The organism is Candidatus Hydrogenedentota bacterium, assembly GCA_019695095.1.
Taxonomy (GTDB): domain Bacteria; phylum Hydrogenedentota; class Hydrogenedentia; order Hydrogenedentales; family SLHB01; genus JAIBAQ01.
Genome location: JAIBAQ010000002.1, coordinates 79,365 through 92,135 on the forward strand (window position 1 = coordinate 79,365; position 12,771 = coordinate 92,135).

General features: G+C 55.8%; 8 protein-coding genes. 6 read left to right on the forward strand and 2 right to left on the reverse strand.

Features of this window, described 5'->3' with window-relative positions; all coding sequences use genetic code 11:
- Positions 1 to 11 precede the first annotated feature (11 nt).
- Together K1Y02_00750 and K1Y02_00755 are read right to left on the reverse strand one after the other, a co-directional pair.
- Entirely contained in the window at positions 12 to 2,147 is a 2,136-nt protein-coding gene (locus K1Y02_00750; GenBank protein ID MBX7254857.1) for a penicillin acylase family protein, read from the reverse strand.
- A gap of 57 nt (positions 2,148 to 2,204) precedes the next feature.
- Positions 2,205 to 3,272, reverse strand: coding sequence for a LacI family transcriptional regulator (locus K1Y02_00755; GenBank protein ID MBX7254858.1), 1,068 nt, complete (start codon positions 3,270 to 3,272; stop codon positions 2,205 to 2,207).
- A gap of 846 nt (positions 3,273 to 4,118) precedes the next feature.
- On the opposite strand from K1Y02_00755, the gene K1Y02_00760 reads away from it, so the two are divergent.
- The 6 genes from K1Y02_00760 (at position 4,119) to K1Y02_00785 (ending at position 12,763) form a co-directional block, all read left to right on the forward strand.
- Positions 4,119 to 5,081: a DUF1559 domain-containing protein gene (locus K1Y02_00760; GenBank protein MBX7254859.1), complete on the forward strand. Its 963-nt coding sequence runs from the start codon at positions 4,119 to 4,121 to the stop codon at positions 5,079 to 5,081.
- 367 nt (positions 5,082 to 5,448) lie between these two features.
- Positions 5,449 to 7,512, forward strand: coding sequence for a beta-galactosidase (locus tag K1Y02_00765; protein MBX7254860.1), 2,064 nt, complete (start codon positions 5,449 to 5,451; stop codon positions 7,510 to 7,512).
- A gap of 423 nt (positions 7,513 to 7,935) precedes the next feature.
- The gene (locus tag K1Y02_00770; GenBank protein MBX7254861.1) at positions 7,936 to 8,802 is read left to right on the forward strand and encodes a sugar ABC transporter permease; all 867 of its coding nucleotides are present in this window, start codon (positions 7,936 to 7,938) and stop codon (positions 8,800 to 8,802) included.
- On the forward strand, positions 8,792 to 10,183 hold the full coding sequence (locus tag K1Y02_00775) for an extracellular solute-binding protein (protein MBX7254862.1): 1,392 nt from the start codon (positions 8,792 to 8,794) through the stop codon (positions 10,181 to 10,183). Before K1Y02_00770 ends, K1Y02_00775 begins: the two co-directional genes overlap by 11 nt.
- A 142-nt stretch (positions 10,184 to 10,325) precedes the next feature.
- Positions 10,326 to 11,093 (forward strand): carbohydrate ABC transporter permease, encoded by a 768-nt coding sequence (locus K1Y02_00780; GenBank protein MBX7254863.1) that lies wholly within the window; start codon positions 10,326 to 10,328, stop codon positions 11,091 to 11,093.
- Complete coding sequence (locus tag K1Y02_00785; GenBank protein ID MBX7254864.1) at positions 11,093 to 12,763, forward strand: hypothetical protein; 1,671 nt, start codon at positions 11,093 to 11,095, stop codon at positions 12,761 to 12,763. The genes K1Y02_00780 and K1Y02_00785 overlap by 1 nt, the downstream gene beginning before the upstream one ends.
- Positions 12,764 to 12,771: the final 8 nt, after the last annotated feature.

Here is a 12,771-nt window from a genome sequence, read left to right on the forward strand (position 1 = left end):
CCTCATTCCGATCAAAAGGTCAATTCCTTCTCCGACTCGACGTTCTTCAGGAGATCCTCTTTCTTGAACCATGTCGGCTTGAATGTGCGTTCGGCATACAATTTCTGAGCCTGATCTACGTGATGGGGGGAGGCCGGGTCTGCGCTCTGACCCCAATTCAGAATGCTGTATGACTCGATGCCGTCGCGATGAAGGAGCGTGAGCAGAATTGTGTGCGAGCCGCCTACACCGACGAACTTCCCGGATCCCTTAGGCTCCTCACGGCAATCCACATCCATGACAGTCTCCGTGCGGTCCATCTGTCCACCACCGCCAAACTCTGCGCCGGGACAGGCAAAGTACTTGCCGTTGCGTCCAATGAGATTGATGTCGCCCCACGTGATATCCAATGTGCCGTAGACCTTCTTCATTTCAGCCACAGCGTCATCAAGCTTGTCGAGCAAGAGACTCTGATTCTCAGTGCTCAGGGGCTTGCCCTGAGCTATGTCTGGCATGGGAAGGCTTTGCTCGCACTTTAAGCGCCAATAGCGCATATAGGGTCCGGCCTTGCTGTCTCTCGTGAAGAAACCATCCCAACCGAGAATCACCGAGACGGCGCGTGCAAAATCCGGGTTCGACTTATGCAGGTCTTTATGGGCGTCCAAGGCCTCGCGTAGCGCCTTCTGCCAGGGTTTTGCAGAGATATCGTAGACATCGAGCGCATACTTCATCGCTTCATCTTTGGTTACGGAAGAATCCGCGTCGATCAGTTCCACCAGTCTTGCTCCGCGAGGAGTCTGATAGTCCCACGTCACGTTGTACAGGTACGGCTTGTACTTGTCCGGAGTCATCGGAGATTCCTTCATCATGTTCTCCGGGCTGATATTGCAGTTGACGAAGTAACCTTGAGGCGGGTTTTCCATTTGTACGAGCTCGTCTATCTTGTGAATGCCCTTCCATCGTGTGGCTTCCGTGCCGCCCGGCACCGGGACAGACCAGTTATACCCTTCCGGACGCACGGGCGTATTGCCGTTTCGAAGATACCGGATGTTGCCTTCCGTGTCAGCGAAGGACACGTTTACCTCTACCAACTGGAGCATGGACAAAGCCTGGTAGAACTCGCTGCAATTCTTGGCGGAGACCATCTGCAGGAGTTGCTCAAGGACCCGGCTCTCGCCGAAGTAGGGTGATGCTCCGCAGTACGCGATCCCTTTTGCCGTGTCAGGTTCTGCAATCACCGGGCCGTAAAGCGAATAGACCATGGGCTTCTGCAGAGTGGGATTGTCCTTTATTGCGATGGAGGTCATCTTGACATCGAACTCGCGCCACTCTCCGTTGTACTGGTATTGAAGCGGGTTCTGCGGATTCAGCTTCACCATGTACACGTCGGCTGTGTCGGGTCCGCCGACGCAGTATGCCCAAGCCACGTGTCCCGAATGCCCCACGGCTGGCAGCGGGGTTCCCACCATCCAGAAGCCGCACAGATCGACATTCCCGGCATGCATGCGCCCTTCGTAAAAGAGCTCCATCCCTTCCCATGTAAGGTGCGGGTCGGCCAGAAAGATCGGGCAGCCTTCCGCCGAGCGGGACGGTCCGATGGCGAAGGCATTTGAGCCAAATGAGGGCGCCTTATCCTTTCGGCTGAGTTCTCGCATGACCGTCTCCAGCGGCCAATTCAACATCATGGCCCGCTGGATGGCCGCGCATTGCCAACCGTGCAACTCCACAGCAAATGGAGGCTTCTTGTCGGGGTACTCGGACACATACGCTTCGACGCCCCGCATGAAGTTGTCTCCCAGCTCGGTTATGTAAGATGGGGCGGTTGTCCAGTACTTCTTGCACAGTTCGTCGTTGCCCACAAGGCGCATGATGTAGTCGCGTTCGGCGAATTGAGGGCCAAACACTTCGGATAGCGTACCGGTCGCGATTCGCACGTTCTTGTAGATATCCTCAAGCCGATCCTCGGCCTGGGCATATCCCATCGCGTAAGCGGCTTCCGCCAGCGTTTCTGCGTAAACGTGTGGGGTGCCCCACGTATCACGAAAGAGAGTTGCCTTGTGGGCATCGTTTGCGCCGGCACTCGCCAACAGCGAACCCGCAAGACAGGCCCATATTGTGAAGTTGAGAGCACGGATCGCCTCTCTCTTCGAATCACGCGTTGCTATCACGATACCCCCTCATGTCACGCGCCTCCCGGCGCAATTTCGAAGCTTGTGGTGAGTCATCTACTTCGATCGCGTATCGAAAGGCGGCACAATCGCGCGCACCGAAGCACGCTCCAGCAATTCAGGAGTGACCCATTCCGTAATTAGGTCCATTGGACCCCGATTTTCGATTACTCTAACCAGCAACTTCGCCGTCATTTCTCCCATCACGTGAGGGAGCGTGTCCACCGTCGTCAGCGGAGGGCCCAGCAGTTCCGCGAAATCGATGCCATCGAATCCGACCACGCTCAAGTCGCCCGGAATGTCGAGGGAGAGTTCGTGAGCGGCCCGATACGTACCCATTGCCACCATGTCATTAAAGCACACGAGTGCAGTGGGTCTGGTGACGGGGTTCTTCAAGAGGTTGAGTGCGGCGCGGTATCCCGCTGCGGCCGTTTCTCCGGCGTCTGCGAACACTGCCTCGGACACAGGGATGTCATGTTCGATCAACGCTTCAACAAACCCCAATTGCCTTTCTTTATCCGTTACAGAGAACGTGGGGCCGGCCAAGTACGCCAAGCGGCGGTGCCCCTTGGAGATTACGTACTCTGCGGAAAGCTTCATCGCGGCCCGATTGTCCACTTGAATGCTGTGCGACTCGGTCCCCACCAGTTTGCCTTGCGCTACCAAGGGAACCCCTTCCTCAATGATGCGGCGCGCATACACCCCGCCGGGTCCTTCCGCCCCGCGCAGGACGATGTAACCCGCCGGGCGGTAGGCGTACAAATTCTGGAGGGTTTCGGGGTCGTCTTGGTCCTCAGGGCGAACGCTCCGGAAAAGAATGTGATAGCCATGCGCTTCCAAGGTCGCATTGATGCCTCGGAACATCATCATGTGGAACGGACTGCCCATATTGGAGGCGAGGACGGCAATCATGCGCGACAATCGCCCCACAAAGGCCCGCGCAATGTTCCCCGAAGCGTAATTGCCCTGGCGTAAGCACTCGAGGACTTTGCGCCTCGTCTGCTCGCGCACATTGGGTTTCCCATTCAGAACTGCGGACACCGTTGAGCGAGATACTCCGCACAGCCGGGCAATCTCGGCGGTGGTGGTGGCGCGCTTCGTCTTGTTTGCTGTCTCTGTTTTCATGACATCCACGTTGTGCCGCGTACCTTCATCTCCATTATTGCACGCTTTGAGCTAAAAATCAACAAATGATAATTATTGAATTGCTATTAGCAATTGTAATAGTCAAATTGTCGTTTAGTGCTTGCCGATATAGAGATTACGTATAGTTGTTAGAGGAGCTGACTTACCAGATTCCATTCGACGAAAGTCGATGCTTTCTTCTTTAACGGGTCGATGAGGAGTCGGTCAGAAATCACTCTCAAGTTCTTCAAATTCAACTATATTTAACGTAAGTCACTATTTATAAGTATTTTATGTGACTGAGCTGCGATGGCATCCTGGTTTGACCCGACCGGCAACACTCGTTGAGACTCAGCGCGCATCGAAGTTCTTTGGGCGGCAATCACAGCGCACGGACCATGGCAGTCGCTCAGCCAGTCTAAGCAGAATTCGCACACGTTGTCACTTTGCACTGGTATATTCCATTCCAAGGCTCTATTGTGGCGTATCAGGTGCCTTAACACGGATTGGAGTGGGTCAATTCAGTTTAAGGCATTTATTTTGAAATATTTATGTCAAGGCATAATGCTTGATATAGAGCATTAGTCTTTCTCTTTTTATCAGTATATGGAGGCATGCGCTTTTGTCATTGTGAAGGATTTGTTTACAAATTAGTCATTTGTCGATATACATAATTTATTCTAAGTAGACGAAAAGAAAATTTGTCTTGACACCGTCGACTTCTTCAGCTAGAATCTCAACATGGGCCGCAGACGTGATAAGGCCTGAGTCAGGGGCAGTACTTGGCGCGGTTCCTATTCGTACGGGCGATAGGGGCGGTCAGGAAATAACAAAGGAGTTATAGCGATGAGGAAGAGGGGTTTTACTCTAATCGAACTGCTTGTCGTAATCGCCATCATCGGCATACTTGCCGCCATTCTCTTGCCGGCACTGGCCCGTGCCCGTGAGGCGGCCCGGCGCGCGAGTTGCGCAAACAACCTCAAGCAGTGGGGACTGGTCTACAAGATGTACTCGGGCGAATCCAAAGGCGAAAAGTTCCCGCCCATGCAGGTCGGATCATGGTTCGATGCAACCGGTTCTTACGCGGTCGATCCTTCAACGGGGCCAATCCTGTTTGACTTGAGCTTTGGTCCCTGCGTTCCGAGCATCTATCCGGAATACTTGACCGACCCCAACGTCATGTTCTGTCCGTCTGATGCATCGACCCCGATGTACATCGATCTGCAGAAAGATCCCGATGGCACCCTGTCTGGCGCACCCAATGCTAATTGCACGGGCTATATGTCATGGAATGGCAGCGCGTGCATGCGCGGCATCGACGCCAGCTACCTGTATCTTGGGTGGATGCTCGACAAGGCAGATGGCGACGACCAGCTCTCTGGTACGGGGACATCTTTGCAGGGCGATGCATTTGTGGCTGCCCTTGTTCCTGCCGCAACCCCCGAGATCACTGCGCTTGTGGCGTCCGGTGCGGAAGGTTTTGCCGCCAGCATGGCCAATGACCTTGAAGTCGGCGCCGGACTGGGCAACGGTGCATCGGATACGCTCTATCACCTGCGTGAAGGTATTGAGCGCTTTATGATCAGCGATATCAACAATGCGGCCGCTTCCGCCGTGGCGCAAAGTGAAATCTGGGTTATGTGCGACGGGGTCTCCACCACGGCGTCTGCCTACAGCCATGTTCCCGGCGGTGGCAATGTCCTGTTTATGGATGGGCACGTGTCGTTCTCGAAGTACGATGTAGGCGGCAAAGCCCCGATCAATGGACCAATGGCCAGGACAGTGGGCTCGCTTGCGAGCGACTTCTAGTCGAACTCCCGCACGGCAGTCAATTTAATCCGGTTGGTTTTGGAGCGAGGGGCGCGGAAGCTGGAATGGCGCAACCGCGAGAGTGACTTGCACCAACCACATGTATGGCGCCCGCCTTCGGGCGGGCGCCTCCGGCATCACTCAAGAGGTCCATTCCCATCCCGAGTATCGGGTTAGCTGGCAACGTGGCGATGGATCTAAGACGATGAAGGGGACATCGGGGGTGTCCGTTCCGCCAGCTATCTTGGCTAATACGTTGGACCTTCATCGCGATTACGGCTGCAAGGACCGCCGAGAGTAAGTCGCAGACCATCCCATTGCACGGTAGAGTTTTGCGCCCAGGGCGCATTATGGAAAGGCAACACGAATGGGTCGATTCAGACCACCCTATCTGGGCGCCGCATATTATCCCGAGACGTGGCCCCGCGAGCAGTTGGACGAGGACATCAAGCTTATGCGCGATGCGGGCATGAATGTCATGCGCATTGCAGAGTTTGCGTGGAGCAGCATGGAGCCTGCAGAAGGGCGGCTGGAACTTGGCTGGCTTCGCCGTGTCGTGGACAAGCTGGCAGAGGCCGGAATCGCGACCATTATGTGCACCCCCTCGTGTACACCGCCCGCATGGCTTACCGAGAAGTACCCGGAGGTCCTCGTGGTAAGCCATGCGGGAGTCCGAGCGCGGCACGGCTCGCGCCGCCATGTTTGTCCCAATAGCCCGATCTATCGCGGCCACTGCGAACGCATCGTGACCCGGCTCGCCGAAATGTTTGGTCAAGACGAAAACGTCATCGGCTGGCAAATCGACAACGAAGTGGACCTTTGGAAAGGCGAGGGGTGCTTCTGCGATCTGTGCGTACGACTGTTTCGTGAGAGGCTCCGCAAAAAGTTCGGGAGCATTGATGCCCTCAACGAATCCTGGGGAACGCATCTCTGGAGTATGACGTACCAATCGTTCGAACAGATCCCGGCTCCCGAGCCCAGCATCCACGATCACCCGTCCTTGTCGACGGCCTGGACCTTGTTCCAAAGCGACAGTATGGTGGACTACGTCCTTCATCAGGCGTCAATCCTGCATGAGCACGTTTCGCAGCCAGTCGGCACCGATATGATGCCCATCTTGTCGGTGAGTTACGAGAAACTGCACCGGCATCTCGACATTGTTCAATACAATCACTACGACTCCATGGAAACCCTATGGAAGCAGGTCTTCTGGATGGATTATGTCCGCCCCTTCAAGACGGCTCCGTTCTGGAACACCGAAACGGCCACCTGTTGGAATGGCGGTGTCACTGCCAACGGCTATAAGGATCCCGGGTTCTGCCGCGTCAATTCCTGGCTTCCTATTGCGCTGGGAGCGGAGGCCAACTTGTATTGGTTGTGGCGGGCTCACTGGAGCGGCCAGGAACTCATGCACGGCTCCGTCGTGTCGAGCCACGGCAGGCCGTTGCATATCATGGGAGAGGTGAAGGAAGTCGCAAAGGGTTTTGAGGCGGCTGGAGACTTCCTTTCACAGACAGTCCCCGCTCCTACAGGACTCGCCGTGCACGTTTCGACCGTAGCGTGGGCTCAGTTCCGCCACCAACCCATGGCAAACGGCTTTGACTATCTTGATTGTCTCTTGAATCGAGTATGCAGGCCGTTGATGGACGTGCATCTGCGTGTGGACTTTATCGATCCGGCGGATTCTCTAACAGACTATAGGGTTGTGTATTCACCCTTCCTGCCTGCTTTGGATGAGTCTCGACTTCGAGAGCGTCTGTGGACTTGGATAGAAGCAGGCGGAACATGGGTGGTGGGCCCGCTGTCCGATACGCGCACTCTCGAAGCCACAAAACCTGCCGGCGCCCCGTTCGCCTCCCTGGAAGAGTGGGCTGACATCTACTGTGCGTACGAGGTTCCCGGCGACCCTCGCGATTTCGCCTTCCGTTGGAACGACGGAACGGCGTCACACGGCAGTTTGTGGTATTCGGGTTTTGAGACCGAAAAGGCAAAGGTGTTGGCGTCTTACCTCGACGGTCCGCTGAAGGGCATGGCCGCGATCACTGAGACTCGAGTTGGCATTGGGCGCATTATCGTGCTCGGCACACTTCTGAACTCCCAGGATATGAGGGCCTTGATGCTTCGGGTGTGCGGCGAGGCTGAGATCGTTCCCGCGGCCGATGCATCCCCCAATGTCCTCGTCGTCCCGCGCGTAGGAGAGGGCGGGTCGGGAACAATTGTAATGGAGATTGAGAACCGGACTGGGTATCTGCAACTGCACCAGCCGTGCAAAGATATCCTGACTGCGCGGAATTACGATGGGCGTGTCGAAATAGAGCCCTATCAAGTCTTGGTGCTTCAGACAGAGCGCAGCATTGTAAGCGATGACGGCGCATTGGCCGGTCACGTCTCCGATAGGGGACCGCTCGGATCGTTTGAGGAGGCTCCCTAGTCCGCAATTTGCACCGGCGCGATTGAGCGCCGACGCAAATTGCTCACGTGCAAGACGTTGAGGTTATGCCATGAGGATTTCTCGCGAACACACTCTGCTTTCGGAGAACCGCTTTGTTTTTCGCCGCAAGTCTCGAAAGCACAATGGTTACGAGATAGGTTCAAGTGTGTACGTGAGAAATCCGGGCTAGCTCCGTCGTCAGAGATAATAGAGATGCAAAGTCGTGTGTGCCCCCCGGATTGTGCGAGGATGATTCTGCATCCGGCTTCAGCGCTTGCAGGGCCGTTCGGAATCGCTCTTTTGATGGACAAGCAAGAATGGGGCTCAGGGGCAGCCATATCGACTTCGTGTGAATGAGGCCCCAGCCGAACGTGTCGGTTCGTGGCCAGAAAAGTACGCGACTTCACGAGAGGGGTGCGGCACATGAAAAAGGCGTTCGTTGGATACGCCTTTATCAGTCCGTGGTTGTTCGGTTTTGTGGCGCTGACTGCCGTTCCGTTCGTAGTCAGCATCTACTTGAGCTTCACACGGTACGACATTGTCTCGCCGCCCGTTTGGATCGGACTGGCCAACTACAGACGGCTCTTCACGGAAGATCCTGTCTTCTGGATCGCCTTGGGCGTTACGTTCAAGTTCGCCTTGATTTCCGTCCCTCTGGGTATCGTTACGGGTATCGCAATCGCTCTGTTGCTCAATCTCAAGCTTCGCGGAATGAGTGTCTATCGAACAGCCTTCTATGTCCCTTCCATAGTGCCTATTGTTGCGACCTCCGTCATCTTCATGTGGATACTCAATCCTCAGATTGGCCTTGTGAACGGCCTTCTTGCGCGCGTAGGCATCCAAGGACCCGCATGGCTGCAAGACGCGAACTGGGCTCTCTGGGCCCTTATTCTGATGTCTCTTTGGGCGGTTGGCGGAAGTATGGTCATCTATCTCGCCGGCCTAAAGGACATCCCCGTGGCGCTCTATGAGGCGGCCATAATCGATGGCGCGAATGCCTGGCAACGCACGCGTCACGTTACACTGCCCATGCTGACCCCCGTCATCTTTTTCAATCTCATCATGGGGGTAATCGGCTCGTTTCAGTATTTCACGCAGGCTTGGATAATGACTGCCGGAGGTCCCAACGACAGCACGCACTTCTACGCGCTTTACCTCTTCATACGCGCGTGGCGTTACCTCGACATGGGCTATGCCAGCGCCATGGCTTGGATACTCTTTGCCGTCATCATGACCCTCACGGTTGCTATCTTCCGAACGCACAGGCGGTGGGTACACTATGGAAGCTGATTCCGTAAGAGCCCGCCGCGAGTACAAGCAAGGTTCCGCTGCCATTGCTTGGTGCTTGGGAGTGCTTCTTGTCGTTGGGATGATGTTACTGCTGGCCGTGCCACGTCCGTCCGAAAGAAAGCACCCGGAGCGGATTCCCGTGCACTTCTGGCACATGTGGACTTCGGAGTGGAAGACTGTCGCGGACAAGATCGTCGACCGATACAACGATAGCCAAGACCGTTATGAAGTCATTCCTCTTTCCATTCCGGCGAACACGGCGGACTCGAAATTCCTGATGTCCGTCGCGGGAGGTGTTCCACCTGATGTCATGATTCAGTGGAATCCCGTTATTCCAAAATGGGCGGAAAGCAAAGCCGTGCTTCCATTGAACGAGCTCATGTCGCCCGAAGAATGGGAGGCATTCCAGAAATCCGTATACCCTGTTGTGCTCAAGATCGGTATGTACAAGGGCAAATTCTACGGCGCCGCCACAGGGCTTGACGTCTATGCCTGTTACTTCCGAAAGGACTTCGCGCGCGAAGCCGGACTCGATGTCGAGCGCGTTCCAAGGAACCTGAAGGAACTGTCTGCCTGGGGCGACTCAATGACGAAGCGCGGCCCGGATGGGTCGCTGAAGCGAATTGGACTTCTCAACCCAATTCGTCCGGCGAGCCTTTCAATGTACGCGCCAGGGTTTGGCGGGGGATTCTACGACTGGAAGCGTAACGTTTTGACCATCAACACATCGCCAAATGTGCAAGCGTTGAAATTCCTCAGTGGAGAGCGTAAGAAGCTGGGCTTCGACAATGTGATTGGCTTCGAGTCTAGCTTCACCAGTGAAATCAGCACGGCTGCGTGGCCGTTCATCAGCGGCGCATATGGAATCACGCTGGATGGGCAATGGCGTGTGGAGCAGATTGCCCGATACGCACCTGAAATGGAGTACGGCACCTTTCCCATTCCGCCACCGGAAGGAGGAAACGAACTCGCAAGTTGGGCGAATGCGAATTTCTTCGTCATTCCCACAGGGGCAAAGCAGGTGGATGGCGCGTGGGACTTCATCAAGTTCTGGTCCGGCATAGAAAACCCGAAGCGCGCCGCGGAGTTTTACACGTGGGGGGGATGGTTGCCGCCCCTGCCCGCAATCGGAGATGCGCCCGCCTATCGCGAATACGTGCGTCAGCACCCTCAGTTTCAGACGTTTCTCGACATACTCCCCAGTGATCACTTGGAGCCATTGCCGCCGGTCTCTTACCAGGCCTACTTCTGGGATCGGCTGTCGATTGCTGACGAAGCCGCTGAACGTGGGCTGTTGTCGCCTGAAATCGCGTTGGCCCAACTCGAACGGGAAATAAAGCATGAAGTCGCGATGAGACGCGAGTCGGGATACGACGACTAGTATGCAGAACATCGGACGCCAAATAGGACTTGCGTCAACTGAACACTCCGCACTGGTTCACCGAGTCGGACCAGCGCGTCGTATCTTGGTTCACGGCGTGTTGATCACCCTTTGCATTCCTTTTGTCTTACCCCTGGTTTGGATGCTTTCCACTTCGCTTAAAGATGACAAGCAAGTCTACGGATCATCGAACCAACAGGCTGTTGTGTCGATTGCGAGTCTAGTACCCAATCCGGTGAAGTGGAGCAATTACTACGACGCGGTCCACACGGTTCCCTTGGGTACCTATCTTAAGAATACGCTCATCCTATGCGCGTGCGTGGTTGCAGGTACTGTGGCATCGAGCGCCGTGGTAGCCTACGGCTTTGCCCGCCTGCGGTTTCCCGGCCGAAATCTTCTGTTTATGTTGATGATTGGGACCATGGCCTTGCCAAGCCAAGTTACCATGATTCCGGTCTTTGCGCTTTTCCGCTCGCTTGGTTGGTACGGGACATACCTGCCGCTCGTCGTACCATCTCTATTCGGATCTGCCTTCTACATTTTCCTAATGCGCCAGTTCTTCCAGACCATTCCCGAAGAGCTATCCGAGGCCGCTCGAATCGACGGGGCGGGGGAGTGGCGTGTCTTTTGGCAAATCATGTTGCCGCTGGCAAAACCCGCTATGGCCACGTGCGCGCTCTTTCAATTCCTCGGAACATGGAACGACTACTTCGGGCCGCTTCTCTATATAAATGACCCCTCGAGATACACGCTCGCTTATGGCCTGGAGCAGTTCATGTCCAGCTACGGCGGCGAGTGGACCCAACTCATGGCGGCAGCGACGATTTTTACGCTCCCGATCGTTATCCTATTCTTTCTGACGCAGCGAACCTTCATTCAGGGCATCGCGACCACAGGGGGGAAATCCTGATGCGAGCCTTACGCTGCAAGCCAGAGGCAATCGGATACACAGATGCGGCCGCTGCCCGGACTATGGCGGCAGTAACGCCCTGGGAAACGCGCATCGGGGAGGATCACGAAGTCATGAGTGCAGTGCCATCGGAATCGAAAGTGAGAAGGAGTATTTCGGGGGTCCGTGGGACAGAGGAAACACTGACCGGGGATGAGGTAGAGAGGTACGCAAGCGCGTACGGTACTTATCTTCGCGATGTTTCCGACACGAACACGATTGTAGTTGGCCGCGATACGCGTCCTACCTCAAAGGCGTATCTCGAACGCGTCATCGATGCGCTCCTTGCCGGAGGTTGGGACGTCATCGACCTTGGCGTGGTTCCGACTCCGACTGTTCAGTTGGCGATTCACCGGCTCGACGTTGCAGGCGGCGCAATGGTCACCGCATCGCACAATCCCATTGCGTACAACGGCGTGAAGTTCCTGCAGAACGTGGAAGGACACGGCATGTTCTTGCGCGAAGACCAAATCAAGCAGGTTTTCGCCATCCACGATGAGGGTCGCTTCGACTCGCGGCGCCGCGGCGAATGCCGCCCTGTTGCCGACATGGCCTCCGAGTTCAGCGACCCGCCGTATACCTCTGAATACCTATCGCGTTCACGCAGCGTCTTGCATGTGGACAATGCGGTCATTCTGGATTACCACCTGCATCGCGTGATCACCGCTATGGGAAAAGACCTCGATACCATACGCGCGCGCAGTTTTCGCGTTGCCATGGATGGCTGCGGCGGCGCGGGGATTCCAATCGATTACGTGCTTCTCGACTATCTCTACGCGCACGTGTTGCCGGTCAACGACAAGCCGGGAGTCTTCTCGCGCGGCATCGAACCCACACCCGCAAATCTCGAAGATTTATGCAGGCTGATGTCCGGCGAGAGTTCACCCTTCGACGTGGGATTTGTCACCGACTGCGACAACGATCGCTGTGTGTTGGTAGCGCGTGACCCGGATACCGGCGTCTATGTACCCTTGGAAGAAGACTATACATTCGCCATCGCGGTTGATCAGGTTCTCGGAACCCTTTCCGAAGGGCGAACAGTCGTCACGAACTGGTCTACATCGCAAATGGTGAAAGATATCTGTTCGGCGCACCATGCCAACTTGCGCCGTGTTCCCACTGGCGAGGTGTATACCGCCAGCGACGCGAAGCACTTCCACGCCGCGATAGCGGGCGAAGGGAGCTGCGCCGGCGTGATCGACCCCCGAGTCGGCATGGGGCGCGACGTTCTTGTGGCGATTTGGCATGTCCTTGCTGCCCTCGCCCACAAGAAAGATGACCTGATGACGATCACGCGGGGATATCCTCATCACGCAAAAACGAATTGCGACCAAGCCACAAACCTCTCGCCTGACGGCATGCGCAAGATTGTTGAGCGCCTGCAAGTCTTCTATGCGGGAAAGCCGGACTTGGCGTTCATGAGCCGAGAGGACGGCCTGATCGTCGCCTTCAAAGATCACTCGCGCCTTCAGATTCGCTCATCAAACACCGAGCCTCTGCTGCGAGTGAGAACCTCTTCGCCGGATTCCGGCAAGTCTGCCGCACTTGCGGAAGAAGCACTGAAGCATATTGAGAAATTTGCGGACCAATTGAACAAAGAAAAAGAGAGCCAATCAGTATCGGGCGGATAGCGGTTCAG